Here is a 26846-nt window from a genome sequence, read left to right as displayed (position 1 = left end):
GCTTAGATGTCCACCGCGAGAACCTTGCGAGCGAGCACGATGGCGGCCGCCCAGGCGATGACGCACAGAGTGCTGATGATGTACCCGATGAGGGTCTTCGTGAGCGGATCGAAGTAGCCCGGCCAGAGCTGGTTCAAGCCCACGAGCAGACCGAAGGGCATGAGCGCGATGACCCAGAGCTGCATCTTGCCCTCGGCCGTCTTCGTGCGGACCACGCCCTCGAGGCGCCGCATCTCGCGCAGGGTGTTCGCCGTCGACTCGAGCACGCGCGGCAAGTTGCCGCCGACCTGACGACCGATGAGCACCGACGACAGCGCCGAGTCGAGCTGCCGGCTACCGACGCGCGACGCCATGTGCAAGAGCGCCTGATCGAGCGTGGAGCCGACCTTCATTTCTTTGAGGGCGAGGTCGAGCTCTTGGCGCATCGGATCGGTGATGACCGAGGCGACGTTGTTGAGCGCCGCGCCGATGCTGGGCGTGGTCTTCAGCGCGTTCGCGAGCGCGAGCATGAAGTTGTCGAGCTGCTCCTCGATCGCCTCGACGCGTTTGCGCCTCAAATTCTCGATGTACACGAGCGGCACGACGGCGATGAGGACGAGCCCCGCGTACCACATGGGGATCGAGAAGAGCACGTTGGCCGTGACCAAGAAGAACGCGGCCGCGAGCTGCCCCAGGGTGATGTTCTGCCCCGGGATGAAGATGAACATCGGCCGGAGCTTCTGCTCGAGGAGCGAGTTGTACCGCGCCCAGTAGCGGTACGCGGGCCCCGATTGGTCGGCCGCCGCGGCCCACGTGGCGACGAACAGACCGAGACCGGTCACCCCGGCGCTCGCCCACTTGAGCATCTCCGTCATCGGAGCCACGCCCAATTTTCCGCTCATCATACGAATGGCTCCCCAGGCTTCACGAGCCCCATGACGATGAAAACATCGAGGAACGAAGGCAAATAGCCGGTGGCGCGGAACTCGCCGATGACCTTGCCACCGGGGCCCGTGCCCGTGCGCACGAACTGGAAGATGGGCCGGAGCTCGATTTCGGACGTGTCCCGTTCGATGCCCACGACCTCCGAGATCGCCGTGACCTTACGCGAGCCGTCCGAGAGGCGGCTCTGCTGGACGATGATGTTCACGCTGCCCGCGATCTGCTCGCGGATGGCGCGCACCGGGAGATCGAGGCCCGACATGAGCACCAGCGTCTCGAGGCGCGCGATGGCCTCGCGCGGTGAGTTCGCGTGCGTCGTGGTCATCGAGCCGTCGTGGCCGGTGTTCATGGCCTGGAGCATGTCGAGCGCCTCGCCGCCACGGCACTCGCCGACGACGATGCGGTCGGGGCGCATACGGAGCGCGTTCTTCACGAGGTCGCGGATCGTGTACTCGCCTCGGCCCTCGAGGTTCGGGGGGCGCGTCTCGAGCGACACGACGTGCGGCTGCTGGAGCTGGAGCTCGGCGGCGTCTTCGATGGTAACGATGCGATCTTCCTCGGGAATCGAGGCCGAGAGCACGTTGAGCAGGGTCGTCTTTCCGGAGCCCGTACCGCCAGAGATGACGATGTTCTTTTTGGCGACCACGCAGCGGGTCAGGAAGCGCCCCATCTGCTGGGTGATCGAGCCGTAGCCCGTGAGCTTCTCGAGGGTGAGCGGCACCTTCGAGAATTTTCGGATCGTGATGCACGCGCCACGGAGCGCGATCGGCTTGATGACCGCGTTCACGCGGGAGCCGTCCTTGAGGCGCGCGTCGACGAGCGGAGAAGACTCGTCGATGCGGCGGCCGAGGGGCGTGACGATGCGCTCGATGACCGCGCGCACACGCTCGTCGTCCGTGAACCGAGCCTCGGAGAGCCGGAGCTTTCCGCCATCTTCGATGTAGATGGTGTTCGGATCGACGACCATGATCTCGCTGACCTTCGGGTCGGATAAGAACCGCTCGAGCGGGCCGAGACCGAGCGCCTCGTCCGAGAGCTCGCCGATGAGCGCGTCCCGATCGACCTCGGGGGGGATGCGCATCGCCATGTTGCCGACGATGGTGCGGAGCGCCGAGAGGACCTTCGGGCGCATCGACGGATCGTCGAGCTTCTTCGCGTCGATCGTCGCGAGGTCGAGGTGCTCGAGCAGCGCCTTGTGGATGTCGCGGCGGAGCTCGACCTCTTTTTTACGCGCCTCGTCCTTCGGGCGCGAGGGCATGAGCTGCGCTTGGAGCGCGGGGTTCGCGGGCTGACCACCGTGTGCCCCCGGAGGCATCGGCGGCGGGATGGGCGGCGCGAGCCCACCTCCGGCGCGCATCGGGGGCGCCATGGGAGGAGGCGGCGGACCGGGAGGACCGGGCGGACCCGGAGCGCGGCTGCGGCTCCCGCTCGGGAGCGGAGGGGGCGGAGGGGGCGCGGCCTCGAGCGGGAAGAACGCGACGGTGAAGTCCCCGAGGACGACCGGTGTACCGAACGGCACCTCGATCGCCTCGCGCCGCAAGAGCACGCCCCCCGCGAGGGTGCCGTTCGTCGACACGTCCTCGACGAGGATCGACTGAGGACCGATTTGCACGACCGCGTGCTGGCGCGAGACGAGATCGCTATCGAGACGAAGCACACATTGTGCGTGTCGCCCGATGGAGATCGGCCCATTCACGGGCATCGTCTCTTGGCGCTGCCCCTGGGACTCGGACTGAATGAGCACCCGTACCGCGGTCATGAGCTCCTTGCACCGGCCTACTTGGCCGAGGGCGGCACCTTCGGGAATGCCTCGACGTTGTCGATGTCGCCTGCGTAGTCCTTGAAGCTGTTGAGGGCGTTGTTGATGATCTCGAGCGAGCTCTTGGGCACCGAGTCGACGACGCTCGGGATGATGAAGACGGCGCCTTCGGTCTCGGAGTTGTCCCAGCGTTGGCTGCCGAAGAGGGCTCCGACGATGGGGATTTGCGCGAGCCCGGGGAGGCCCACGCTGTCGCGGCGGCGCGTCTGGGTCTTGATGCCGGAGAGCACCAGCGCCTGACCGAGCTTGAGGGTGACGAGCGTCTCGAGCTTCGTGGTGGCGCGACCCGGCACCGTGCCCGACGCGGCGGGTGTGAGGTCGGCCACGTCGGCGTTGAGCTTGATTTCGACGTCCTTGCTGTTCACGTCGTAGCGCGGGAGCACGGTGACGTTCGTGCCGAACTGCACCTTCACGAGGCCGATGGCGTTGGCCGTGACCTGCTGGAAGTTCTGCTCGCCGCCGCTCTGGAACGTGGCCTCGGAGCCGTTCGACGTGATGACCGTGGACTGCTTGAGCACGCGGAGCCAGCCGTAGCGCGACCCGATGTCGAGCCTCGGCATGGGCTGGTTCACGATGCTCGCCTCGGCGCGCGTCGCGGTCTTCGAGATGAAGTCGAAGTCGATGCGGCTTTGGATGATCTCGCCACCCTGCCCGCTCTGCCCACCGATCGACGCGGGCCACCCGATGCCGACCGTGTAGTTCCAGGTCTTCTCGTACTGGACGAAGTAAAAGTCGAGTCGCATCAAGAGCTTACGGTCGGCGGCGCCCTGCCCCACCGTCACGACCGACTCGACCTGGCCCTGGTAGAGCGAGGCGATCTGGGTGATGCGCTTCGCGTCGGCTTCGCTCGTGACGCCACCCTCGATGAAGACGCGGCCACCGACGCGGCGGACACGAATGCCGGGGATGCCCTCGAGGAGCTGCTGGAGCTCCTTCTCGACGACCGCAGGCGGGCGCTGAGCGACGGAGATGTCGTAGGTGACCTGCGACTTGTCCTTTCGGATGAGGAGCAGCGTCGTGTTGCCGGGCTTGACCGCGCGGATGACGAACTGGGTTTTGTCGTCGGTGAGCTGGGTGCTCACGATGCCCGACTGGCCCTCGGTGTACTGGTCGATGCCGACCGCGGAGATGGTCTTGGTCTCGCCGATCGCGAGGGCGATGTCCTCGCGCTTCACACTCTGCGCGTACGAGGACCTGGGGACGACGACGACGCCCGCCGCGGCGGAGGCCGCGAGCACGAGAGCGAGGATACCTTGTGCGCGAGAGAGCCCGCGCTTCGAGAGAAGCTTCACTGGTTTTGTCCTCCGCCACCACCGATGACCGTCGGGCCCTTCGGCGTGCGCACTCCGGGAATGGTCGCCCGCTGCTCGGGCTTCAGGATGGCATCCATGTTGATGTCGACGAGGCCCGCCGTGGTCTTGTTGTCCTCGGGGTTACGCACGGCCACCGCGAGGCGCCCACGCTCGGCCGCGAGCGCGAGGATCTGCGCCTCGGGGAGCGTGAGCGACAGCGTGAGGAGGTTCTCGCGGTCGGCGGTCTTGTCGCGCCCTTCGCTCGCCTCGACCGAGGTATCGAGCCCGGTCGCGAGCACGAGGATGCGCTGGAGGAGCACGACCGACGCCTTCGCCTCGGACATGCTGCTGCCGGCCCCGAGGACGCCGATGACGTCGACGTAGTCGCCCGGGCGGATGAGCGCGATGCTCGAGTCTTCCTTGGCGGTGCGGATGCTGACCGCACGGTAGCCAGGCTGCACGAGCACGCTCAGCTCTTTGCGATCTTCGTTCGCGCTGGCGAGGTCGGTCCACATGAGCGTCTGCCCGGCCTTCACCGTGGTGCCGACGCGCAGGTTCAGGATCTTCGACTTTTCGGCCTCTTTGACCGAGCGCTCTTCGATGTACGCGATCGGGATCTCGCGTGTGGCGATGTTGTCGTCGGTGAGCGGCTTGCCTCGATCGACCTGCTTGATGACCGTGAGCACACGGATGCGCTCACCACCCGAGGCCTCGACCTCGAAGCGCCGCTGGTAGAGGAACAGCAAGAAGATGCCAAGGATGCCGACGACGAGAGCGATGGCGAAGGCGCGGCGATTCATGGGGGTCTCGCTAAGGTAGCGAGAATCGCGCGGCCCAGGAAGGACGAAGGAACGGTCACGTCCTCGCCGTGTGCACGTCCCCTCGCGGCGATGTACGCCGGTTCAGCGCCCCATGATTACCGTGAGGAGCGATCTTTCCAGCGCGCTTGGAACCCGTGCCGAAAAGGCGGGCGCGCTCAGAAGCTCACGGCCACGTTCGCCAAGAAGGTACGCCCGTTCATGAGGAAGAAGCGCTGGCGGTACTCTCGGCTCGGCGCGGCCTCGTAGCGCGAGTCGGCCACGTTGTAGACGCCGACGGTGTAGCGCGCGGAGAGCTTGTCGATCTCGCCCGAGAACACGAGATCGCCCACCACGCCGAAGCGCGACTGGAGCTGGGGCTCGACGTCGGTCGTGCCCGTGAACGTGTCGAAGCGTGGCCCCTCGACCGAGACACGGGCCATCGCCATGAGGGACTTTCCGACGATGGGAGCCGCACCCTTCAGCGAGCCGAGCACGTAGGGAGAGTTCGGCACCTTCCGGAGCTCGGGCGCGTCGAGGTACTGGGCCTTCTGCACGGAGACGGTGGCGCCGGCCATGAACCCCTGCAAAAAGTCACGCCGGACCTCGGCCTCGCCGCCGACGACGAGCACCGGCGCGGAGCTGTTCTCGTAGCGGATCTGATCGACGCCCACCGACTTGAGCTCGATGAGGTTCGAGACGTAGTTCGTGTATCCTGCAACGATACCGACCACGGTCGGCGTGAACCTGTGGGACACCTCGAGCTCGCCCGACACGACCTGCTCCGGCTTGAGCTCGGCGGCCGGGAGCCTGTCGTTGCCGGAAGAGTGCAGCTCGTAGATGCTCGGCGATCGAAACGCCTTGCCGCCGAGGACCTTGATTTTCCCGCCCTTCCAGGTGTCGAAGAGGAGCGCGAGGCGCGGGTTCGTGGCGCCGACGGCGTCGAGCTTCACGTTCGAGTAGTAGTCGAAGCGCGCTCCGGCCGAGATCTTCACGCCCTTCGCGGGGAGCACGTCGCCCACGAGGTAGCCGGCAACGTTGGCGAAGGGGTCGTTGCGATCCGTGTACACCGCCGTTTCGTCGGCCGACGTCTGGCGGGCGTGGAGGTGACCGATGACCTCGGCACCCACCGTGAGCTTGAGCGAGTCGGTGGGCTTGATGACGAAACGCTGCTCGCCGCCGAGCCACCGCCCGATGAAGTACTCGGTGGACAGGCCCGAGGGGGGCTCGGCGCCGTAGGTGCCGTAGAAGCGGTAGACGTTGCCGTGCACGCGCGTGAGGCTCTCGACGGACTGCCCGAGCTTGGGCTCGAACCGGAGCTCGACGAACCCGCGAGTATCGCGGAGCTTGCTGCGCGGATCTCCCGGCGTCGACTCGAAGCCGCCCGTCGGGAACGCCTTCGCGCGCGTGGTGTAGAACGTCTGCACCGTGAGAGAGCGCCACCACGCGCGACCGCTCAACGTGCCCGCGCTGAAGCCGTCCGAGTCGCGCACGACGCCCGTCGAAGGCTGCCCGGACGCGTCGAGCTGGGGGTTGGGCGAGGTCGCGTCGGCCCGGTACTCGGGGAAAAAGTAGTCTCTACCGGCCCCGCGAGCGAGCGCCACGCTCGTCCAGACGCCCGCGTCCTCCGCGAGCCGGAGCACCGCCGTAGCGCGCGCGCGTCCGGCACCGTTCAGCGCCGTGCCCCCCGCGAGCTCCGCGTGGGTGCGGACTTGGCGGCTCCGCGTGACCAAGTTGATGACGCCGAAGAACGCACCCGTGCCGTACACGACCGAGCCCGGGCCTCGCACGATCTCGATGCGCTCCACGTCGTCCAAGTCGACGCGGCCGTCGAAGCCGACGAGCGAGCTCCCGGCGTAGTTGTCGTTCGTGGGCTGCCCATCGATCGTGACGAGCACGCGGTTCCCGTAGTCGCCCGGGCGCGAGAACCCGCGCACACCGACCGTCTCGTAGGAGCCGTCGTCGGACACGTACATACCGCGGATGCCGCGGACCGCCTCGGCGATGGTGGGGTACCCCATGGCGCGGAGCTCGGCGCCGCTGATGATGGTGACCGACGCGGGCGCGCTCTCGGCCGACTCGAGCGAGCGTGACGCCGCGGCGACCTCGTTGGCCTGGACGAGCTCGGCCTCGACCTGGGTCTGCGCGCCTTTCTTGAGCAAAACCTTACGGTTATGAGGCTCGTATCCGAACTTGGTGACCTTCACCTCGTGCTCGCCCACGGGGAGCGTGAGCACGGCGGGCGTGTAACCTTCTGCCTTCCCGTCGACCGTGACGAGGGCGTCGCGCACGTCGGACGCGACGAGCAGCGTGCCGTAGACGGCGTCGAGCCGAGGGCGCACCTGCACCGTGCTGTTGGCGGCCACGTCGACCACGGTGTCGGACGGCTCGAACCCGGCCTTCGTGATCCGGAGCACGTGCTTTCCGACCGGCACCTTCACGCTGCACGGAATAGTGCAGAGTACACTCGTCGCGTCGACGCCGTCGCGTACCTCGGCGCCCGCCTCGCCGCCGAGCACGAGCGTCCCGTAGATCGGGACGAGCGGGATGCGCACCTCGGTCTCGCTCCCTTGGCGCAGCTCGACGGCCTCGGCCTTGCCCGACTCGTGCCCCGCGAGCTCGCCGAGGAACGTGTATTTTCCCGCAGGGACGGCCAAGACGAGCGGCGTCTGGCCGCGCGCGCCGAGGTCTTTCCGATCGAGGTACACGGTGGCGCCCGGCGGGCTCGACACGACGCGCACCACCGACACGAGCGGGCGAATGCGCGCGAGCGCCTCTTGGATGCGCTTCTGAGCGCCCGCGTCGGTCTCGCCCTCGAGCGCGCGTTGGTAGTAGCGGTACGCGTCGGCGGGCTGCTTCAGCTGCTCGTACGTGCGCGCGATGTTGAAGACGACGTTCTTGTTGGGGACGAGCCGGTTCGACGCGAGGAAGTGCTCGAGCGCTCCCTGGTAGTCGGCGGTCTCGTACTTGCGCGCGGCGAGGCGAAACTGGAGGTCGGCCTCGTCGGCGACGTCGTCGGCGGCGGAGGGGCGCGCGAGGGACGACACGAGCGCGAGAGCGACGAGCGCGAGGCCGAGCTTTCGGGGGGCGGATCGCATCGCCCCTACCTTACGCAAAAGCGCGACTTTTCGCGGAAAAAAGCCGCGCTGTCAGCGGTTCAGGTGGATGTCGGGCGGCTTCGGGGTGGGCACGGCCGTGGCCGTCGCCGAGGGCTTCGGAGGAGGCGCCCACTTCGGCCCCTTGGTGCTCGCGTGCGCGCTCGGCGCGACCGAGGCCGACCCGGCCGGCTCTTGTTTGGGCCCCTCGGCCGAGCTCGACGGGACGACCGGGACGCTCGGGAGCGGCGCGGCGGTCGGCCCGCCACCGGCGCTCGTGCCCTCTTTCGGCGCAGGAAGACGCGTCAAGATCACCACGGCGAGCGTGACCACTCCCGCGGCGAGCGCGACGATCGCGAGCACGAGCGGCCAGTTGCGCGAGCGCGCCGCCTCGGGCGCCGGGGCCACGGCGGAGCTCATCGACAGCCCGGTGCCCGTGTTCATCGGGACCGGGGTGAGGGCCTGCGGAGACGCCGCCGCCGTCACGCCGCTCGCGCCCGACAGCTCTGGAGTCGGGAGCTGCGGCAGGCCCATCGACGAGATCTCTCCCGTCGCGAGCATGGGCCCCTGCGTGAGCTGACGCTCGATGACGCCTCGGATCTTCGCGCGCTCTTCCGCGAAGGCCTCGGCCACCGTAGCGCCGAACGCCCTCGCGTCGGGCTTCTGGGGCAAGGTGGCCAAATACCCATCGAGCGCCGCACGAAACTCGGCGGCCGACGCGAAGCGCTGCTCGGGATCGGTGGCGAGCGCCTTGTCGCACGCGGCGAGGAGCAGCGGGTGCACGTCTTTGGCGTGCTCCGAGAGCTTCGGGACTTGGTCGCTCGCGAGGTAGTGCATGATCCCCGGATCGGGGACGTCCTTCCACATGCGCCGCTCGGCGATCGCCTCCCACAGCATGATGCCGACGGCGAACACGTCGGCCCGGCGATCGACCTTCTTGCCGAAGGCCTGCTCGGGCGCCATGTAGGAGATTTTCCCTTTGATGACGCCTGTTTGCGTGCGCTGGGAGGAGGTACTCGCCTTGGCCACGCCGAAGTCGACGACCTTCACGAGCCCGTCGTAGGTGACGAACACGTTGTGCGGGCTCACGTCGCGGTGCACGACCGCGAGCGGCGTGCCGTCCCAGTCGGTCGCCTCGTGGGCCGCGTGCAGGCCCTCGAGCACGTCGCACATGATGCGGACCTGGTCGGGGATGGTGAGCAGCCGACGACGCGCGAGGCGGGAGCGCACGTTCGAGAGCGGCTGGCCCTCGAGGTACTCCATCACCAGGAGGAACTTACCGGCGCCCTCGATGACCTCGTAGGTCTGCACGATGTTCGGGTGCGAGAGGCGCGCGGCGAGGCGCGCTTCGTCGAGGAACATCTCGCGGAACTCGAGCTCGGCGGCGAGCTCCGTGTGGAGCTGCTTCACCACGACGAGCTTCGTGAACCGGCTGGGTCCGTCGACCGCAGCGAGGTACACGGTGGCCATGCCACCACGTCCGAGCTCGCCCAAGAGGCGGTATTTGCCCGCGGAGGCGGTCATCTCTTCACGATACTAGGCCGCGCGCCGACGATCATCAACGTTCGGCCGCGAGGTCAGTGCGGCTGGCACTTCTTGAAGCAGGCGTGCTGCTGGACGTCGCACCCCTTCGAGCACGGGACCGTCTTCGTCGTGCAACCCTTCACGCACTCCCGCTCCTTACGAGTGAACTGCTTGGGCGACTTGTGCTTCGGATCGATGTCGCACTTCGCCACACACTCCTTCAGGGGCTTTTGGCACTCCGTGAAGCAGTACTTCATGCCGTAGCGACAGCGCTCGGCGCAGGCCTCGTCCTGACCGTAGACCTGAGCCTCCGCGTTGCTCTCGATGACGTCGGGCGCGGCCGCAACGACGATCGCGCCGAGGGCCGCGAGCGATACGACGAGGCGCTTCAAGGTCACGGCTTCGTCTCCACTCCGTGGCGCTCGGGGTAGACCTCGGCCACCGAGGCGTACGTCTTCCCGTCGGGGTTCGTGAAGACCCCCAGCATGACCTGCGAGGCATCGCGGAAGTAGCCGCGGAGCTGCTGCGACGAGTCGCCCTCCGGAGCGAGGGCGCGGAAGCTGTTCTTCTTGGCCCAGTCGTCGTAGTAGCCAGCGACCTTGGCCTTGTCCTGCTTCACCTCGTAGACACGCACCTGATAGGGCGTGCCCACGACCTCGACGTTGAGGACGCGGCGCGCGTCAGGCGGACGCGGGACCTGCCCCTCGGAGCCGATCGCTTCCGCGTCTCCCTCGAGGGCGAGGTCCTTGATCTTGAAGCTGTCCTCCGTCCACACCGTGAGGACCTTCACGCGCGAATCGGTCTTCCCGCTGGCCTTCACGTACATGTAGCGGAGCTTGCCGAAGTCGCCGAGATCTTGGGACTTGTCGAAGCGCTTGACGGCCTCCGCGAGGGTCGGTGCGCTGTTGGCGCCCTTCGCGAGGCAAATGATCATGCCCTCTTTGGCCCCCTCTTCCTTGATGACGCCGGCCTCGAGGCCCGCCGGGAGATGGGCCTCCCTGCCCGTCTTCGCGTGGACGTACGGACCTTTGCCCCACATCTCGCCGAGGGAGGAGGGGTTTTCGTGGCAGAACTTGTCGTACTCGGCGACGACCTCGTGCACGGTTCGCGCTTCGTAGCCTTGGTGCACGAAGACCGACTGACCGTTCAGTTTGAGCTCGAGGTTCTCTTTCTCGGAGCCGCTCTGGTCGACGAGGGAGCCGATCTCCTTGCCGAACGCGAGGCTGCTCGACTGCATGTCCGCGTGGGCGGAGCGCGCGATGCCGAGGCCCACGATGCCGCCGACGACCGCGAGCCAGCCAGCCACGCGCACCGGACCGAGGAACTTCTTCGACCGAAGAGGATCCTTCGCGAGAGTGGTGCGCCACGCTTGGGCCAGGAGGAGATGGATCATCATGATGGCGATTCTCCGAGTACCGAGCTAACTCTCAGGGGAAGAGGGAACCAAGCTTGTTCTTGGCGTAGCTGAACGCCCCCGAGAGGGAGCCATCCTCCGGCTCCTCGTTGCAGAGCGCGGCCGAGGTTTCGCCGCGTACGCGCAGCGAGAGGCCGCGGCCCTTGATGCCGGCCCGAGTGCTGCCGACGGAGCCATCCTGCGACTTCACCTCGGCCTTGGCCATGATGCCCGACGACTTCGGGCTACCGACCGAGCCCTGCGCGCCATCCGCCGTCGACTCGCCCGCCGAGGTCGCTCCGGTGTTGAGCCCCGCGCCGCTCGAGGACGACGTACCCGAGTACTGGATCGTCTGGCTTTTGCAGTTGTGCGAAGCGTAGTCGAGCACCTGCGAGCGAGTCTGCTGGTTCTGCGTGATCTTGCGGTCGTAGCCGTTCTTCATCAGGCCGATGACCGCGAGGAACGAGACCATCACCGGGATGACCACCGCGGCTTCGACCATCGCCGCGGCGCGCGTTCGGTTGCGTAGAATCTTCATGGTCCGCTCCTTCAGTGCAACACACTTGGGATGGCCGTTCCAGCTCCTGCTCCGCCACCGATCGCGTCTTTCAGGAGGTCTCCGATGGCGCCAACGCCCGTGTCGAGAGCATCACCGAGAGCACCGTTCGCTGGGCCACCAAGGGACGATCCCAGCCCCCTCGCGGCTCTCGTCAGAGACGCCGTCGCGTCGCGGAACACCTTCGACTGCTTGATACGCTCGGCCGCGGCGTCACCCGCGAAGTCGATGAGACCGCCGAGCAACCCATCCCCAAGGGCACCAAGGAGCGCCCCCATGATGTCCGGGGTGGTGACCGGCCGCAGGCGGGCGCGCCATCGCATCCCGAACGTGGCCTCGGTCTCCTCGCCGTTGCAGGAGTCGTCGTCCCACTTCTTCTCACAATCGTAGTAGAACTCGGACTGGGCGAAGTACGTGGGGGGCGAGACTTGGCTGCCCTTGAGGGCTGCCGCTCGGACGGGGCCTTTGGTGCCGCCAATCGCCAAGGCGACCTTACTCTCCGCGAAGTTCTCGTCGTACTGCTCGGGGAAGGCGAAGCTCCACACCTGGAGCCACATATTGCCGTTCTTCGCTTGCCCGTACATCTTCTTCCAGCCGACGGCCTTCGTCTCCCAGGGGAAGCCGTCGCAGTCGTCGGCGGCGCCGCCGATCCACTCGATGAGGAACGACAGCGGGCCGGCGAAGTCGGCGACGACACCGATGGCGCGGTCGCAGAGCTCGCTGTTCTCGGCCAGCGTCACAGGGAGGCCGAGCTTCATGTCGACGGAGAACTCTGCCCCGTTACCCTTCGTCGCGCCCGAGCCGCTCTTCGAGAAGATGTTCCCGGCTTGGTTGGTATTGCCTCCGACAGGAGACTTCTTTCCGGGGAAGAGCGATTGACCAAGAGGCAGGGAGAACGATAGGCCCGGAATATTCGATGCCCCGACCGCGACTCCCATGGTCTTGTAGGTCGAGCCGACGTTGTAGCCCGCGTACGACCCGTACCAGGGATAGCCGACCGCGACGACCGTGCCAACGCCGCTCAGGGCAGGGAGGCCGACCTTGATGACCGTGTTGTCGTAGATCTTCTCGGCCTTCTCCAGGCCTTGAGCGATCGGTAGGCAGACCTCTGCGGTGACGATGAGCGCGGCGCACACGTACGCCGCGTACTTCAGGACGGCGAGGACCACGTGGATGATCGTCAACACGTACATGACGATGTTGATGATCGAGATGAGGTTCATCCCGCGCGCGTGGACCGCGGCAGCGCTGAACACGACGTGGTCGGCGCTCTCCTGCATGCGGTCGCGGAACACGATCGCGTCGCCGATACCCTTCATGTACCACATGGCGCCGATGATCATCGTGGCCATGAAGAGGCCCATGATCATGATTGCGCCGCGCTGATCGTCGAGCAGGTTCTGGGGCCGTTCGGCCGTGGCAGCGTGCGACATCACTCCACCTCGTATTTGGCGCCCTGGTGAGGCATCTGCGCCGAAAACCCGACCATGGTTTGGGTCGAAATCGTCTTTCGACCACCGCTGCAGATGACACGCCCCATCATGGGGACGCGGCAGTTGTACGTCGCGGTCACCTGGACCTGCACCGGACCGTAGGGGTCGGAGCGGCTCGACCGGTCGTCGAGCGTGACGTTGACGTTCGAGATCGAACCGTCCGAGAGCCACACGGCGAGCGCACCTCGCGCGGCTTGCTCCGCCTGGCTCTTCCCGTCCCCGCTCTCTCCGGGGTTGTTGTCCTTCCCGGCGGCGTACACGGACGCGGCGCGCACGGCGATGACGGCGGCGTGGCGAACACCGAGGCCGGCCGTGAAGAGCTTCGTGACCTGCAAAAAGCCGAAGAACGTCATCATGAGTGGGACCACCGCGATGACGAACTCGGCCAGCACCGCTCCACGTTGGTCTCGGACCAAGGTGCGGTGTGAATCTCGGATGTCGTTCGTCTTCATGGCTTGCTTCCCCAGTGGAATGCGATGGTGACGAGGGCCCCTAGGAAGATGCAGGGGCCGAGGCGGAACCAGGACATGGCCTCGGATTCGACCTCTTTCCGCTTGGCCTTCGGCATGATGGCGTTGAGCGCCAAGGTCCCCGTGTTCTTGAGCGTCCGGAGGAGCTTCCCCTCGTAGGCGAGTATGGCCGGAGCCACGATGACCGCGCTCAAGAAGCCGTAGAGCTCGACCTCGAGGCCGAGAGACGGCTGGCATAGAGCACCGAGGGCGGCGAGCAACTTCACGTCGCCGCCGCCAATGGCGTTCTGCCGATAAAGGAACAGGGGTACGGACGCCGTAATGACCGCACCCGCGATCGAGAACCCGACCTCCCAGCCTGCCTCTTCGGCTCCGAGCCCTTTCACCGAGGTGGTCGCCGCGTGGGCGATCGGCGAGAGGAGGAGCACCGGAAGGGTCAGCCAGTTCGGGATTTCCCCTTTCTTGAGATCGAACGCCGCAGCAACTCCGGTGAGGACGACGGCAGCGACGAGAAAGGGGAACATTCGTGAGCGGTAGTTTCGAGGAGTGACGGAGCCGGCGTGCGAGCCAGGCTCAGAGCTGTCCGCCGGCGTTCGTGGCGGCCTGGCCCACCTTCGGGCCGAGCGCCTTCACGGCCGCGGCCGCGAGCAGGAGAATGCCGACCAGGAGGAGGGCATATTCGACCAACGAGGCGCCGCGCTTGCCACGGCTCATGTTTGCCTTCTTCATCGTGCACTCTCCATCACGTCGACAGGGGGCGAAAACGCCCGCCTCGTTCGTACGAGGCGGGCACGTTCCTATCAGAGCTGGCCGCCGGCGTTCGACGCGGCCGTCGAGACCTTGGGACCGAGCGCCTTCACCGCGGCGGCCGCGAGGAGGAGGATGCCGACGAGGAGGAGAGCATACTCGACGAGCGAAGCGCCGCGGGACTTGGAACGAAGGGTGGTCTTTTTCATGGTGAACTCCGAGCGGTTGGGTTTGGGTTTCGTTCGTTTCGCCTCCGATGCTACGGCATCGGAGACAGAATCAGTGCGCGAGAACGCTGGTAGCTGGTGAGCATCCGCTGACCGCCGAGGGCTACCCCTGCCATGGTCGGCACCACGACGAACGTGAGGAGGAGGGCGTACTCGACGAGTACGGCAGCTCGGCTTCGGGTCGTTCGGCGGGGGCTCTTCATGGTGGGGGTCTCCTCGGAGGAGCGTATCAGCTTGAGGAGCGGGGCGGCGTCGCCCGCACGAATTCTCTATATCCAACACTCGTGCCAAGCCCATTCGCGAGGCTCGGCGAGCGCGAGCAGCGGCTTCCACACGAAATCATTGATGATTTTCGCCGTCCGCAGCACCTTTGTAACCCTGTGTACGACACTCACGCAGGATCCGAATGGATTCACCCATGGTCTTTTGTTGATCCGGTGGGAATGGAACAATCCGGTGAGGCTGGAACGGATCCGTGGTCGGTGGAAACGACGATGGCCACCCCTGGGGGCGGCCATCTCTCGCGAATCGCAGGTTTTTTCGGCGGTTTAGAGCTTGTTCAGCCCGACGACGGGGCGCGGCCCGGTGGGCTTCGCGGGGCCGTGGTAGACGGCCTTCTTCTTCTCGAACGCGAAGGCTTGGTTGAAGACCACGACCTCGTCCCTCGGGGGCATGACGAACGTGCGGATGGGGTTTTTCGGCAGGAGCTTCGGCTGATCGTCGGTCTTGAGGGAGACCTCGAACTGCTCGCCGGGCTTCACGTCGAGCGCAAAATGGGCCGCGCCGGAGGCGTCGGTGCGGGCGACCACGCTGCCGAGGAACATGACGGGGAGGTTCGCGCCGTTGTCGGCTCGGACGCCCACGACCACCCGCCGAAGCAGCGGCGCGCACTGGATCGCGTACTCGGGGACCTTGTTGTCGGCGAGGCGCCGAAGGGCCACCGTGAACGGCGGGGGCTGCTGGTTCGTCTCGGGGCAACGCACGGTGATTTGCGCCGTATCGCCTTCGTTTCCCTTCAGGGTGACGAGGGCACGGCCGTCCGCTTGGGTGACGCCGACCTCGTGATCCTGGTGGAGGACCTTCGCGCCCGCGAGGGGGTGGTTCGGGTCGGAGTCGACCTTGATGGAGAGCTTGAAGGGCGGCGGCGGCGGCGCGTCGAGCTGTTTTCCGCAGCCCGCGCCGAGCAAGCCGACGAGCGACACCGCGCCGACGAGCGCGACGTGGGAGGAGACAGCGCGGACGGATCTCGCCTTCATAGAGCTAAGGGTTGCTGGTCCTGCGAGGTCCGTCAAGCCGGGGCGCATGGACAAGAACTGGCTCAGGTCCATGAGGATCCACCGCGCCGCGAAGCACACCGAACGCGGGGTGGTCGGCTCAGCGACCGCTGAACCGCGGCTTCCGTTTCTCGGCGAACGCGGCCAGCGCCTCGCGGCGATCTTCGCTCACGAGCACCTTGTCGTAGCTCACCTTCTCGAGCTCGAGGCCGAGGGCGAGGCTCACGTCGAAGGAGCGGTCGATGGCCTCGAGGGCCGCCGCCTGGGCCACGGGCGCCCCTTCGGCCACGGGGTGGATGAAGGCGATGGCGTCGTCGACCACGGAGACACCTTCGGGGGTGATGCGGTTGACGAGGCCCCACGCGAGGGCCTCGGCCGGACCGAGGCGCCGCCCGAGGAGGATCATCTCTTTGGCGCGCGCCTCGCCGACCACGCGGGGGAGACGCTGCGTACCACCCGCTCCAGGGATGATGCCGAGGGTGGTCTCCGGCAGGGCGAGCTGGGCGTGCGACGCACACACCCGCAGATCGCACATGAGCGCGAGCTCGAGCCCACCTCCGAACGCGACGCCGTTGATCGCCGCGACGACGGGCTTCGGCGACGTATCGAGCACGCCGAGCTCGCTGCGGTAAAGCTCGACCTGCGCGCGCACGTCGTTCTCGGACATACCCTGACGCTCTTTGAGATCCGCTCCCGCGCAGAAGGCCTTGTCGCCCGAGCCGGTGACCACGATCGCGCGCACCGAAGGGTTCGCGATCGCCTCGCGCGTCAGCTTTCCGAGCGCGCGCAACGTGGCGCGTGACAGGCTGTTCATGCGCTCTGGCCGCGCGATCGTGAAGACCGACACCGTGCCGCGTTGCTCGACCTCGACCGGGAATGCCTCGTCTGCCATGGGGCCGACGGTATACCCGAAGCGCCCGCGCGAGGACTACTTCGACTCTTTCAAGATCCGCGGGACGCCCTTCTCGATAGCGAGGACCTCGACCGGCCCCTGGTAGAACCGCGACATGCCCGTGTCGATTCGGTAGACCTTGTCGTCGCACGCGGGCGAAATGCCCCCTCGCTGCACCGTGTGGCCGACGACCATGCGCGCAGCACCGAGGGACTTCAGCGTGGCCGCGAGCACCTCGCATTCTTCGTGACCGGCCGCGGCCGAGTACATGCGCGTCCACACCGGGCCATCCTCGGAGACCACGACCTTGGGCGGAGCGCTGATCTTGCCCAAGAAAAACTCGCCGATCTCGGTGTTCATGCGGTCGAGGCCGTAGGCGACGTGCTTCGGCAGCACCCCGCCGTGCACGAACACGGTGTCTCCGACCGCCGCGACCACCGGTCGCGTGGCGAGCTTCTTCGCGTAGGGGCCACCGGGGGCGAACGCGGTGGTGCGCCCCTTCTCGGAGGGTGGGGTCGCGTCGGAGTCGTGGAAGGCCTGGAAACCGCCGGGCGTCACGTAGCGGAAGTCCGCCATACTGTTCATAATTTCGTGATTGCCCGAGAGCGCGAGGACCTCTCCTCCGGCTTTCTTGGCCTTCTCGGCGAGGGCGTCGAAGAGGTCGAGGATGGCGCGGTCGTCGTCCCCGCGGTCGATCTGGTCGCCGGTCTGGACGACCACGAGCGAGCCGCCCTTCCATTCGTCTTTGTCGTCGATCGCGCCGGCGAGCTTGAGCGCGCGGCGGGTGGCCGCGAGGTCGCCGTGGAGGTCGCCGATGGCGACGAGCCTGTCGACCGCAGGGTGGACCGTGAGCTTCGGTGCCGCCTTCGGCGCGACGTTGGTCGTCGGCATGGGCACCTCGTGCGGGGGCTCGGGGGCCTTTTTGTCGCACGCCGAGAGCGCGAGGATCGTGAGCAAAACCAAGCGTTTCATGTGTTCCGAGGCTCCCCGGGCAAGACGTAGCGCGCCCTCGGGGCCTTGGGAAGTACGGAAGCGCCGCGCCTCACGCGAGCTCACCCGAGCGAGGTCGCGCCGAACCCGCGGAGGAGCGCGCGCGCCGACGTCATCCCGACGACACGGGCCGGCGGCACGAGCGGAGATCCGCGCCGGACCTTCTCGAGGCAGAGCGCGCCGTGGATGGCGCCCCAATACGCGAGCGTTCGCTCGACCGACGAGCCCGGTTCGAGCAGCTTCGCCGCGGCGGCCTCGTCGAACCCGGTGGCGATCGACGAGAGCAGGCTCGCGAGCACCGGGGCGGTCTTCGCGGCCTCGTCGTCCGAGAGGTGCTCCCGCGGATCTCCGAGCAGGGTCGCGACGAGCGCGAACGCGTCCGGTTCCGTCTGGGGGAGCTCGAGGTAGACCTCGGCGGCGGCGAGCAGCGCCGCGAGCGGAGGCGCGACGCCCCCCCGGGCGAACCGCGCGGCGATCGGGGGGAGGGCTCCGGCCATGCGCACCCCGATACGGGCGATCGCTTCGCGTTGGAGGGCCGCGACGAGGGCGTCTTTCGAGGGAAAATACCGGTAGACCGAGGTGGTCACGAACCCGAGAGAGGCCGAGAGCTTCTGGAGCGTGAGGCCCTCGATGCCCCCCTCGCGCGTGAGGGTCATGGCGCGATCGAGCATCGCGCGGACCCTCTCCTCGCGACGTGCCTCGCGCCCCGAACGCGCCTCGGGCACGGTGGATTTCGTGGTCTTCGGCGGAGCCGTCATTCGCCCGAGACCACCTTCCCTGCCCGAGCCACGCGCGTCAAGGACGGCTCAGGCCTTCTTGCCACGACCGCGTGCCGCGGCGGCCCGAGCGGGCTTGTTGGGCTTGGGCTTGGGCTCGACGGCGACGCCGCGGGAAGGGTGGGCCTTCGCTTCGAGACGTTGAAGCCTCGCCTCGAGGTCGGCCGTGAGCTTCTGGAGCTTCTCGAGCTCGCCGTCGATCTCGGCGTGGGAGGCCTTCTTGTCGGCCCCGAGATCGCGGAGCACCTCGCGGATGCGGCGCCTCACGCGCACGTCGTCCTCGATGGACTCACGGGCGCGGAGGGCTCCGCGCGCACGTGTGTCTCCGAGGTCGAGGAGCGCGCGGGCGACGTCGAGCCGCAGCATCGGGTCCCGATCGTCGAGGAGCTCCTCCAGCAGCTCGCGGTCGTCACGCGCCTCGGTGAGCTTCGGCAACGCGAGCGCGGCGGCTCGGCGTGCCCGTGGGGGCTGCCCGTACCGCGTCTTCGCGCGAAGATGGGGCACGGCTCGCGCGTCGCGGAGGGCGGCGAGCCCATCGATCGCCCCCGCGCGGACGACCTCGGCCCATGACGGTCGATCGAGCAGCTCGACGAGATCGTCGAGCGCCGACGGTTGCCTCGTGCGGCCGAGCGCGCGGGCCGCCTCCGCCTCCACCAAGTAGCTTGCGTCCCTCCGAGCACACGAGGCGAGCAGCTCGGCCGAGCGCGCGGTACGGAAAGCACCGAGCGCGTCGACCACGGCCCGGCGCACCTTGGCGTGGGCCGTCGCCACGTTCGCCGAGAGCGCCTCGAAGGCCGCGTCGCGACGAATGTGCCCCAGCGCCGACGCGCACTCGGCGCGAACGCCCCAGAACTCGGCGTCGTCCGCGAGGCGCGACGCGAGCGCCTCGATGGCGGGCACGTCCGACGACCTCCCGAGCGCCACCGCGGCGAGCCACCGGCCACGCGCGGTCGGGGCCTCGGCGAGCTGGTTCCGCAAGAGATCGTTCGGCGCCCGCGCGACCACGTCGCCCACGACCCGCATGTCGGGGTCGACCACGACGAACCGAGGCCGCTTCGCGCAAGGCACCGAAAACGTTTGGTTTTTTTGGTCGATGGCGAGCTCGAAGCGCTCGGTCCAGTCGCCGTGGCCGACGTCGATCACGAGGGGCACGTGGAACACCTGAGGTACGCCGTCGGCGTGGCTCTGGGTCTGTCGCGTGACGAGCGTGAGCACCCCGTCGTCCCAGGCGATCGAGACCTCGACCTCGGGGTGCCCTGCGCGGTGCACGAGCTCCTCGAACGTGCGGCCGAGGCTCTTGCCGGAGACACGCTCGAGCGCGCGCTGGAGGTCGCGCGTCTCGACGAGCCCCTTCGCGTGGGACCTCAGGTAGTGCGACACGCCCGCGAAGAACGCGTCGTCCCCGAGGGTGCGACGGAGGGCGTGCAGGCAGAGGCCACCCTTCTCGTAGAGGTGACGATCGAAGAGGTCGAGGGGCGCGTCGTAGTCTTGACAGACGACCGGGCGCCTGTACCGACCGCGAGACTCGGCGAGGTAGCTCTGGAGGTCGGTGCGGAGGCCGTACTCGTAGGCGTCGCGGCCCTCGAGGTGCTCACGGAAGAGGTGCTCGCAGAACGTGGCGAACCCCTCGTTGAGCCACGCCTCCGACCAGTCCCGGCACGTCACGTAGTCGCCGAACCACTGATGGGCGAGCTCGTGCGCGACGAGGTCGTCGCTCGTGACGTCGATCGCCGCCCGCTCGTCGAGGAGCACGTGCTCGTAGAGCGTGGTCGCCGTGGTGTTCTCCATGCCCCCGAAGAAGAAGTCCGAGACGACCACCTGGGCGTACTTGTTCCACGGGTACGTGACGCCGAAACGCTTCCCGAAAAATCGAATCATTTCGGGCGTATTGGCGAACGTTCGCAGCGCGTCGGCCTCCCGCCCGCGTGGCACGTAGTACGTGAGCGGGACGCCGTCGACGTCGGCCTCGAGCACCGCGAGCTCACCGGCCACGAGGGTGAGCAAGTAGCTCGGGTGCGGCTCGTCCATCTTCCAATGGAAGCGGGTCCCGCCTTTGTGCGGCTCGCGCGAGACGAGGCGGCCGTTCGAGAGCACCTCCCACCCGTTCGGCACCACCACCGAGAGCTCCGTGGTCATTTTCACGTGAGGCTTGTCGTGGCAGGGGACGAAATGGCGAGCATCCTCCTCTTGGCACTGGGTCCACACCTGGCGAGGCAGGTGCGGTCGGTGCTCGTCGGGCTCGATGAAGTAGAGGCCGCGGCGCGGAGCGCAGGTGTACACGACCCGCACCGAGGCGTCCTCGACGGCGCCAAGCTCGACCCGCAGCTCACGGTCGTCGTACGTGTAATCTGCAAACTTTCCCGACACCTCGACCCGCTCGATCGTGAACCCGACCGCGTCGAGCACGATCGCCGTGGCCGTGGGGCTCACGCGGCGCACCTTGAGCGTAGCCGTCGCCGAGACCCGCTTCTTCTCGAGATCGAGGGCGACGTCGAGGGCGAGGTGCTCGACAAGGAAAGGCCTGTCGCGCTCGAAGTTTCGCGGGCTCGACGCGAAGGCGAACGGTCGCCCCGCCGCCCCGACCGCGTGGGCCTCGTGGGCCTCGCGCGAAGAGTGGCAGCGGCAGCGTGCGTGAAGGCGGTGCTCGACCGTCACGGGTTCCTCGGCATGATGTGGGCTCGGATGCGAAACGTCCCCGCCCCACCGAGAAGGCGAGCGCGGGGACGCGGGTTACGGGGAGCGGGGCCAAGCCCCGGGGCAGGCTCAGCGACCGAGCGCCTCGGCTCGGTTCACGATGCGCGGCGTGAGGAAGATCACGAGCTCGTTGCGCGTGTCGCTCGCGCGACGGCGCTGGAAGAGGACGCCCAGGATGGGAATGTCCCCGAAGAACGGCACCTGGTCGAGGTTTCGTCCCGTGTTCCTCGTGAAGATTCCACCGATAACCGCGGTGTGACCGTCCATGACGAGGAGATCCGTCTCGGCTTCGCGCTTCAGGATCGTCGGATCGCCACGCGCCGAGGTCTGGTTGAAGTCGGGCTCGTCTCGGTTGATCTTGACGTGCATCGAGACGCTCCCGTCGGCGGTCACGTGCGGGCGCACGAGGAGCTGGAGCTTCGCCTCTTGGAACGTGGTCTGGACGCCCTGGGCCGAGAGCTGCGAGAACGGGATGAGCGTGCCCTGGCTGATGCGGGCCTCGCGGTTGTCGAGCGTCAGGATGCGCGGGCTCGACACGATGCGGAGGAGACCGCTCGCCTCGGCCGCCGAGAGGCGGACACCGAGGTTGAAGTTGTTGTTGATCGAGCCGAGCGAGAGGCCGAGCGCACCACCGGACCCGGTACCGACCGCCGCCGGGAGGTTCACGACGTAGTTCGGGTTCGCGACCTGGGCCGTCGTGGGAGACAGACCTTGGGTCGGGCTCTGACCGTCGTAGTTACCGCCGGCGAGGCCGACGTTCGACGGGAACGCGATGCCCGTCGGGTTGCCGGTGGCCTCCGAGAAGGTCGCGTCGCCGCCCCACTGGATACCGATGTCGCGCTGGTAGCGGCTCGTGGCCTCGACGATGCGCGCCTCGATGAGGACCTGCGGGGTCTGCGTGTCGAGGGCCCGGACGAGCTGCTCGATGTTGTCGAGGCTGCCCGAGATGTCTCGCGCGATGAGCACGTTCGTGCGCTCGTCGACGGCGATGGTGCCGCGCGGCGAGAGGAGATCGCGGGCGCGAGCCTGGAGCTCGTCCGCACGAGCGTAACTCACCGGAATCAATCGCGTTTCGAGCGGCGTAAGCTCGTACTCCTGGCGCGCGGCGGCGAGGCGGAGCTCGCGCTCTTTCTGCAGCGTGGCGAGCGGCGCGACGCGGATCAGATTTCCCGAGCGGACCATGCCGAGGCCCTTGGCCTGGAGCACCACGTCGAGCGCCTGGTCCCACGGGACGTTGCGCATACGGATCGTGACGTTGCCTTGCACGTCGTCGGCCGTGACGATGTTCACGCGGCCTACGTCCGCGAGCAGACGCAAGATGTTGTGGATGTCGGCGTCCTTGAGGTCGAGGTCGATGCGGCGCCCGGAGTACCTCCCGACCTGCGCGTTCATGGTCGACGTGAAGCCGGCCTCTCCGCCGCCCGACACCTCGACGTCGAGGCCGTCCTGCCCGCCGCGGATGCTCGTCTCGACCTTGGGGCTGTCGCCCGCGAGGTCCTTCTCGCGCGCCACGACCACCGTCTTCGAGGTGTCGCGGGGCCCCGGCTTCTTGGCCTGCACGGCCTTCTCGGGCGTGGCCTCGCCTGCGTCGAACGACCAGACGATCTGCTTGCCCTCGACGGAGAGCACGCCCTGGTCGTCGCCCGTGCGCTCGATCTCGATCACGGCAGTGCCGGTGCGCGCGTCGAACGACGTGGCGACCTTTCGCACGTGGCCGCCGTAGCCTGCCACGTCGAGCGCGCGCGCGAGCTTCTCGGGAACCCGGACGTTCTTCATCGTGAGCCGGAGCTTTCCGGCGTCGCCCATGGAGAGCTGGTACGCGGGCAGCTCGCTCGCCTGAATGACGATGCGATCGGCGAGGCTCTTTCCGGCTCGTTTGCGCTCGAAGCGCACGTCCGAGAGCTCGGGACCGCGGGCGGCCTCGACCTCGGCGCGGCCACCGAAGAGCGACGGGGCCGCCGGGGCCGTGGCCGACGCGGGCGCGAGCTGGATCTTCAGGTCGTTGCCGTCGGCGTAGACGCGGTAGGCCGCGGTCTTCACGAGGTTCACCGTAACGCGCGTGAGCTGCCCGGCCTCCGTGCGGAACGCCTGGGTGAGCACGCCGCCCACGACGCCGACCGAGTCGGTCATCGCGGGCTTGGCACCGGCGACGTCGGCGTTCGAGAGATCGACGACGAGCTTCTTGCCGCCACCCTCGACGCGCACCGCGAAGACGGGCGCCTCGGTGCCGTGCACGACGATCTCGGTGCCGGCTCCGGACGTCGACGTGATGCCCGAGAGCGCGACCTCGCGTACGTGGTTCGGTGCCTCCGAGCCGGCGGCATAGGCCGTTCCGTGCGAGAGCAGCGTGGCCGCGACGACGGCTCCAAGGACCCCGGCGCCGAAGGCTCGGGACGTTCGCATTTTCCACCGATGCATCAGGGACTCCCTCGACGCGGAATAGCTCCGCGCAGACTCGCGAGGCACGCACGACCCGTGCGACCCGCATCGAAGCCTCCGAGTGAGGCTACGCAGGGAGGACGGTAAAACGAGCCATCGTCGAGGGACCAATTTGTGGCGGACGATTTTTCGCGAACCCGCGCTCGGCCAAGGCTTTCGTGTGCACGAACAGGCCCCGGCCCCGCCTTCTTGCCCAAGCCGCGCTCCCCGAGCTCGGCGTGGTGCCCCCCCCGAAGACGACCAAAAACGAAACCGCCCCGGGTGGCGTACCCGAGGCGATTCATCCAATCCTTACGGATAGTTACAAGTGTTCAGTCGAGCGGGTTCTTGGACTCGCCCTCGGGCCGCATCGCGAGCACGCGCGTCGACGGCGGCACGTTCGGCTGCGCCGGGTCCTCGCGGACGAGCACGACGTCCCCGTCGCGCACGCGATCGACTCGCCAATTGAGCTGGTAGTCGGTGCCGGTCGCGCCGCCCACGTGCACGGTCTCCGAGCGGCCGAGGAAGTCTCCTCGCTTCAGGACCCAGCCCTTGCCCGCCGGGTCGATGACCATGGCGCGCGGATAGTCTCCGGCCATCACGATCGCGGCGAGCTTGAGCTCGTCGATCCCGTACTGCGAGAGCAGCACGGCGCGCTGGTTCGTGGCCCTCTTCTGCTGCTTCGACTCGTCGAACAGGCTCGCGTAGGACCGGAACGGATCGCGGTTCCCCTCGGACTCGACGAAGTCGCTCTCGGTGTACTGCACCTTGACGACCTCGCTCGGAGGGAGCCCTCCGTCGCCCGCGCCGACGCCACCGTCGCCTGCGGCGGCCTGCGAACCGCCGAAGAATTGTTGCTGCGGAGCGGGTTTGTTGTCGGAGCAGGCCACGAGCGACAGCCCCGCGAGGAGCGCCGCCAGGGCGACGGTGAGTTTTGCGTTTGAGCTCATTTGGGCGCCCCGGATACGTTCGGGTTGAAGGGCTGGCCAGGAGGCGCCGGCGCTTGTCCGGGCTGAGCCGGTTGACCGGGCTGGCCCGGCTGGACGGGCTTGTTCTTCAGCAGGTGGAAGGTGGTCGCGAGGCACCGCGCCTTGAGCACCACATCCTCGCCCTCGACCTTCGGGTCCGAGAGCTCGACGTTCTCCAGGTTGATGATGCGGTCCTGCTTGCCGATCTCGAACATGAACTTGCCGATCTGATGGAACTTGCCCGTCAGCTCGAGCTGCATCGGCACCTTCGCGTAGAACGTCGAGGGGACCTCTTCGCGAGGCTGCCACGCCTTGAGGTTGATGCCGCTGATGTTGGAGACCTGCTGGATCGCCGAGAGGAACGCCGCGGCCTCGGTGTCGGCGGGGAGGATTTTGTTGAGCTCGCGCTGCTTCTGCTGGCGCATGGCGAGCTCCTCGCGGTCCTGGATGTAGCTCGCCTCGGCCTGCCGCAAGGTGGCGATCTGGGTCTCCAGATCTTTCGTGCGGCGGACCTCTTGTTCGATCTTGGCCGTCACGTCGGTGTGGAGCACGAGGTAGTACCCCGCGCCGACCAGCACGACGAGCAGGAATCCGACCGCGATTTTGACGGGGAGAGAGAGCTTCGAGAGCCCGCCCGCTGCGCCGGGAGTGGTGCCTGGGAGCGTGGCCATGTCAGTACCTCACCTTCGCGCTGAACTCGAACTTCACGAGCTCGAGCTTCGTCGTAGCGTCGATGTCTTTTTGGGCGGGCAAGAGCCGCACCTCGTAGAAGTAGTCGGACAGCGAGAGCCGACGCAAAAACTCGGACACGTCCTCTCCGTCCCGCGCGAGCCCGCCGACCTTCACCACGCGGTCCTTCTCGGCGTAGGTGGTGAGCCAGAGGCGGCGCGTGTCCCAGTTCGGGTTCGGCACGGCCGTGGGGTTGTCGCGGCGGAGCTGCTCGAGCTTGTCGCGGTCGACGGTGGGGCCGCGCCCGGAGCTCAGGATCTTCGACAGCTCCAGCATGGTCGCCGTCGGGCCCGTGCGCGCCGCTTGGAGCTTCTGGATCGCCTCCTCGCGCTCGCGGAGCTCTTTGAGCTCGGCCTTGATCTTCTCGTGCTGCGAGATGTTCCCCTGGATCGTGCTGATCGTGGTCGTGTGCTCGAGGTTCTTGTTCTTCGCCTTGGTGAGCTGATCGCTCTTGGTCTTGTAGACGAAGAGGAGAATCAGCACCTCGACGAGCACCACACCGAGCACCACGCCGAGCCAGGCCTGGCTGCCGCCCTCGGAGGACGAGGCCGAGCTCGTGCCTCCCCCGCCGAAGGAGAAGCTGAAAAAGTCGTTCTTTCGAGCCTGCTTTTTGTTGGGCAGGAGGTTGATGCGAATCATGCCCTACGCTCCTTGTCGCAGCGAAGGGCGAGGCCGAGCGCGACGACCATTTGGGCCGAGCGATGGCGCATCTCCGCTTCGTTCACGAACTTGGGGTCGACCGTGAGCTGGCTCATCGGGTCGAACACTGTGACCGGAACGCGGGCGCGTTTCTCGATCGCCTTGCAGAGAGGGGCGAGGTACGCCGTGCCCCCCGATACGTGGATCTGCGAGATCTCCGACTCGCCGCTCGTCGCCAGGTAGAAGTCGAGCGACCGCTGGATCTCGCCCGCGAGCCCGTCGCACGCCGATTGAATCACCTCGTGCACCTCTTGCGGCACGATCTGCCCCGGCCCGCCGCCGCACTTGTACGCCTCGGCCTGCTCGAAGGGTACGTTGCACTGCTTCTGGATCTCTTCGGTGATCGAGTTGCCCGCGTTCGCAATTTCTCGTGTGAACGCAGACACCCCGCCGGAGATGATGTTCAGCGACGACACCGCCGCGCCCACGTTGAGGAGCGCGATGGTGCCCGTCTCGGGCAGGCCGTACTGCGCCTCGAAGATGTTCTGGATGGTGAAGGCGTTGATGTCCACCACGATGGGCTTGAGGTTCGCCTCGCGCAAAATGCCGGCGTAGTCGTTGATCTCGTCCTTCTTGGCGGCCACGAGGAGGAGGTCCATCTGCCCCGCTTCGGGTCGCTTTCGCAGCACCTCGTAGTCGATCGACATGACCTTGATGTCGAACGGGATGTGCTGCTCGGCCTCCCACCCGATCTGCTCCTCGAGCTCGGCCGGGGTCATCATCGGCACGGTGATCTTTCGCACGATGACGGACTGACCGTACACGCCGATGGCGACGTCTTTCTGAGTGATCTTCTGCTCTTGGAAGATCTTGAGCAGCGCGTCGACGACCACGCCGGCGCTCATCACGTGGCCATCGACGATGGTCTGCGGAGGGAGCGGCGCGTACCCGTACCGGACGACCTGGAACTTCTTCCGGGACTCCTTGAGCTGGACGACCTTGATGGAGCTTGCCCCGATGTCGACGCCGACCAGGTTCTTGCCCTCGCCCATGTTCTCGATTCCTTCTTCGATCCCGGATGGCGGCCCTCGAACCGGGGCCTGTCGCCCGCCAAGAGGCCAAGGGCCCAGCG

At 67.4% G+C, this 26846-nt stretch carries 25 protein-coding genes; all 25 read right to left on the bottom strand.

Annotated features, from left to right (window positions below; genetic code table 11):
* Positions 1–2: 2 nt before the first annotated feature.
* Complete coding sequence (locus tag IPK71_12600; GenBank protein ID MBK8214573.1) at positions 3–854, bottom strand: type II secretion system F family protein; 852 nt, start codon at positions 852–854, stop codon at positions 3–5.
* A gap of 26 nt (positions 855–880) precedes the next feature.
* Positions 881–2680, bottom strand: coding sequence for a Flp pilus assembly complex ATPase component TadA (gene tadA, locus IPK71_12595; protein ID MBK8214572.1), 1800 nt, complete (start codon positions 2678–2680; stop codon positions 881–883).
* 17 nt (positions 2681–2697) lie between these two features.
* Positions 2698–4032, bottom strand: a complete 1335-nt coding sequence (locus IPK71_12590; protein ID MBK8214571.1) for a hypothetical protein — start codon at positions 4030–4032, stop codon at positions 2698–2700.
* Positions 4029–4832, bottom strand: a complete 804-nt coding sequence (cpaB, locus tag IPK71_12585; GenBank protein MBK8214570.1) for a Flp pilus assembly protein CpaB — start codon at positions 4830–4832, stop codon at positions 4029–4031. The genes IPK71_12590 and cpaB overlap by 4 nt, the downstream gene beginning before the upstream one ends.
* A 176-nt stretch (positions 4833–5008) precedes the next feature.
* Positions 5009–7927, bottom strand: a complete 2919-nt coding sequence (locus tag IPK71_12580) for a PEGA domain-containing protein (protein ID MBK8214569.1) — start codon at positions 7925–7927, stop codon at positions 5009–5011.
* 51 nt (positions 7928–7978) lie between these two features.
* Complete coding sequence (locus IPK71_12575; GenBank protein ID MBK8214568.1) at positions 7979–9448, bottom strand: protein kinase; 1470 nt, start codon at positions 9446–9448, stop codon at positions 7979–7981.
* A gap of 53 nt (positions 9449–9501) precedes the next feature.
* Positions 9502–9846 carry a hypothetical protein gene (locus IPK71_12570; GenBank protein MBK8214567.1) on the bottom strand — a complete coding sequence of 115 codons (345 nt, stop codon included), beginning with the start codon at positions 9844–9846 and terminating at the stop codon, positions 9502–9504.
* Complete coding sequence (locus tag IPK71_12565; GenBank protein ID MBK8214566.1) at positions 9843–10844, bottom strand: hypothetical protein; 1002 nt, start codon at positions 10842–10844, stop codon at positions 9843–9845. The genes IPK71_12570 and IPK71_12565 overlap by 4 nt, the downstream gene beginning before the upstream one ends.
* A 31-nt stretch (positions 10845–10875) precedes the next feature.
* Complete coding sequence (locus IPK71_12560) at positions 10876–11379, bottom strand: hypothetical protein (protein MBK8214565.1); 504 nt, start codon at positions 11377–11379, stop codon at positions 10876–10878.
* Positions 11380–11390: 11 nt separating this feature from the next.
* Positions 11391–12830, bottom strand: a complete 1440-nt coding sequence (locus IPK71_12555; protein MBK8214564.1) for a hypothetical protein — start codon at positions 12828–12830, stop codon at positions 11391–11393.
* Positions 12830–13342 carry a hypothetical protein gene (locus IPK71_12550; GenBank protein MBK8214563.1) on the bottom strand — a complete coding sequence of 171 codons (513 nt, stop codon included), beginning with the start codon at positions 13340–13342 and terminating at the stop codon, positions 12830–12832. The genes IPK71_12555 and IPK71_12550 overlap by 1 nt, the downstream gene beginning before the upstream one ends.
* Positions 13339–13884, bottom strand: a complete 546-nt coding sequence (locus IPK71_12545; protein MBK8214562.1) for a prepilin peptidase — start codon at positions 13882–13884, stop codon at positions 13339–13341. The genes IPK71_12550 and IPK71_12545 overlap by 4 nt, the downstream gene beginning before the upstream one ends.
* Before the next feature lie 49 nt (positions 13885–13933).
* Positions 13934–14074 carry a Flp family type IVb pilin gene (locus IPK71_12540; protein MBK8214561.1) on the bottom strand — a complete coding sequence of 47 codons (141 nt, stop codon included), beginning with the start codon at positions 14072–14074 and terminating at the stop codon, positions 13934–13936.
* A gap of 86 nt (positions 14075–14160) precedes the next feature.
* A complete protein-coding gene (locus tag IPK71_12535; protein MBK8214560.1) occupies positions 14161–14316 on the bottom strand; it encodes a Flp family type IVb pilin in 156 nt (51 codons plus the stop codon).
* A gap of 50 nt (positions 14317–14366) precedes the next feature.
* Positions 14367–14537, bottom strand: coding sequence for a hypothetical protein (locus IPK71_12530; protein ID MBK8214559.1), 171 nt, complete (start codon positions 14535–14537; stop codon positions 14367–14369).
* A 345-nt stretch (positions 14538–14882) separates the two neighbouring features.
* Entirely contained in the window at positions 14883–15590 is a 708-nt protein-coding gene (locus tag IPK71_12525; GenBank protein MBK8214558.1) for a hypothetical protein, read from the bottom strand.
* Positions 15591–15708: 118 nt separating this feature from the next.
* The gene (locus tag IPK71_12520; GenBank protein ID MBK8214557.1) at positions 15709–16500 is read right to left on the bottom strand and encodes an enoyl-CoA hydratase/isomerase family protein; all 792 of its coding nucleotides are present in this window, start codon (positions 16498–16500) and stop codon (positions 15709–15711) included.
* A 36-nt stretch (positions 16501–16536) separates the two neighbouring features.
* Entirely contained in the window at positions 16537–17472 is a 936-nt protein-coding gene (locus IPK71_12515; protein ID MBK8214556.1) for a metallophosphoesterase, read from the bottom strand.
* An 80-nt stretch (positions 17473–17552) separates the two neighbouring features.
* On the bottom strand, positions 17553–18248 hold the full coding sequence (locus IPK71_12510; protein ID MBK8214555.1) for a TetR/AcrR family transcriptional regulator: 696 nt from the start codon (positions 18246–18248) through the stop codon (positions 17553–17555).
* 48 nt (positions 18249–18296) lie between these two features.
* Complete coding sequence (locus IPK71_12505) at positions 18297–20921, bottom strand: M1 family metallopeptidase (GenBank protein MBK8214554.1); 2625 nt, start codon at positions 20919–20921, stop codon at positions 18297–18299.
* Positions 20922–21029: 108 nt separating this feature from the next.
* Entirely contained in the window at positions 21030–23363 is a 2334-nt protein-coding gene (gene pilQ / locus IPK71_12500; protein MBK8214553.1) for a type IV pilus secretin PilQ, read from the bottom strand.
* Positions 23364–23710: 347 nt separating this feature from the next.
* On the bottom strand, positions 23711–24328 hold the full coding sequence (locus tag IPK71_12495; protein ID MBK8214552.1) for a pilus assembly protein PilP: 618 nt from the start codon (positions 24326–24328) through the stop codon (positions 23711–23713).
* A complete protein-coding gene (pilO, locus tag IPK71_12490; GenBank protein MBK8214551.1) occupies positions 24325–25017 on the bottom strand; it encodes a type 4a pilus biogenesis protein PilO in 693 nt (230 codons plus the stop codon). Before pilO ends, IPK71_12495 begins: the two co-directional genes overlap by 4 nt.
* Before the next feature lies 1 nt (position 25018).
* Positions 25019–25714, bottom strand: a complete 696-nt coding sequence (locus IPK71_12485) for a PilN domain-containing protein (GenBank protein ID MBK8214550.1) — start codon at positions 25712–25714, stop codon at positions 25019–25021.
* Complete coding sequence (gene pilM / locus IPK71_12480) at positions 25711–26766, bottom strand: type IV pilus assembly protein PilM (protein ID MBK8214549.1); 1056 nt, start codon at positions 26764–26766, stop codon at positions 25711–25713. Before pilM ends, IPK71_12485 begins: the two co-directional genes overlap by 4 nt.
* Positions 26767–26846 lie beyond the last annotated feature (80 nt).

It is taken from the genome of Myxococcales bacterium, from assembly GCA_016712525.1.
Taxonomy (GTDB): Bacteria; Myxococcota_A; Polyangia; order Polyangiales; family Polyangiaceae; genus JAAFHV01.
Note: the sequence above shows the minus strand (reverse complement) of the source record. Positions and strands in the feature narration are given on the sequence as shown.

Coding starts and splice junctions, on each gene's coding strand:
- IPK71_12495 (MBK8214552.1), bottom strand. CDS start 24,328: ATGAGCTCAAACGCAAAACTCACCGTCGCCCTGGCGGCGCTCCTCGCG.
- IPK71_12540 (MBK8214561.1), bottom strand. CDS start 14,074: ATGAGCCGTGGCAAGCGCGGCGCCTCGTTGGTCGAATATGCCCTCCTC.
- IPK71_12530 (MBK8214559.1), bottom strand. CDS start 14,537: ATGAAGAGCCCCCGCCGAACGACCCGAAGCCGAGCTGCCGTACTCGTC.
- IPK71_12510 (MBK8214555.1), bottom strand. CDS start 18,248: ATGACGGCTCCGCCGAAGACCACGAAATCCACCGTGCCCGAGGCGCGT.
- IPK71_12580 (MBK8214569.1), bottom strand. CDS start 7,927: ATGCGATCCGCCCCCCGAAAGCTCGGCCTCGCGCTCGTCGCTCTCGCG.
- IPK71_12575 (MBK8214568.1), bottom strand. CDS start 9,448: ATGACCGCCTCCGCGGGCAAATACCGCCTCTTGGGCGAGCTCGGACGT.
- tadA (MBK8214572.1), bottom strand. CDS start 2,680: ATGACCGCGGTACGGGTGCTCATTCAGTCCGAGTCCCAGGGGCAGCGC.
- IPK71_12600 (MBK8214573.1), bottom strand. CDS start 854: ATGACGGAGATGCTCAAGTGGGCGAGCGCCGGGGTGACCGGTCTCGGT.
- pilM (MBK8214549.1), bottom strand. CDS start 26,766: ATGGGCGAGGGCAAGAACCTGGTCGGCGTCGACATCGGGGCAAGCTCC.
- IPK71_12520 (MBK8214557.1), bottom strand. CDS start 16,500: ATGGCAGACGAGGCATTCCCGGTCGAGGTCGAGCAACGCGGCACGGTG.
- IPK71_12565 (MBK8214566.1), bottom strand. CDS start 10,844: ATGATGATCCATCTCCTCCTGGCCCAAGCGTGGCGCACCACTCTCGCG.
- IPK71_12525 (MBK8214558.1), bottom strand. CDS start 15,590: ATGAAGGCGAGATCCGTCCGCGCTGTCTCCTCCCACGTCGCGCTCGTC.
- IPK71_12515 (MBK8214556.1), bottom strand. CDS start 17,472: ATGAAACGCTTGGTTTTGCTCACGATCCTCGCGCTCTCGGCGTGCGAC.
- cpaB (MBK8214570.1), bottom strand. CDS start 4,832: ATGAATCGCCGCGCCTTCGCCATCGCTCTCGTCGTCGGCATCCTTGGC.
- pilO (MBK8214551.1), bottom strand. CDS start 25,017: ATGGCCACGCTCCCAGGCACCACTCCCGGCGCAGCGGGCGGGCTCTCG.
- IPK71_12485 (MBK8214550.1), bottom strand. CDS start 25,714: ATGATTCGCATCAACCTCCTGCCCAACAAAAAGCAGGCTCGAAAGAAC.
- IPK71_12555 (MBK8214564.1), bottom strand. CDS start 12,830: ATGTCGCACGCTGCCACGGCCGAACGGCCCCAGAACCTGCTCGACGAT.
- pilQ (MBK8214553.1), bottom strand. CDS start 23,363: ATGCGAACGTCCCGAGCCTTCGGCGCCGGGGTCCTTGGAGCCGTCGTC.
- IPK71_12545 (MBK8214562.1), bottom strand. CDS start 13,884: ATGTTCCCCTTTCTCGTCGCTGCCGTCGTCCTCACCGGAGTTGCTGCG.
- IPK71_12560 (MBK8214565.1), bottom strand. CDS start 11,379: ATGAAGATTCTACGCAACCGAACGCGCGCCGCGGCGATGGTCGAAGCC.
- IPK71_12550 (MBK8214563.1), bottom strand. CDS start 13,342: ATGAAGACGAACGACATCCGAGATTCACACCGCACCTTGGTCCGAGAC.
- IPK71_12535 (MBK8214560.1), bottom strand. CDS start 14,316: ATGAAAAAGACCACCCTTCGTTCCAAGTCCCGCGGCGCTTCGCTCGTC.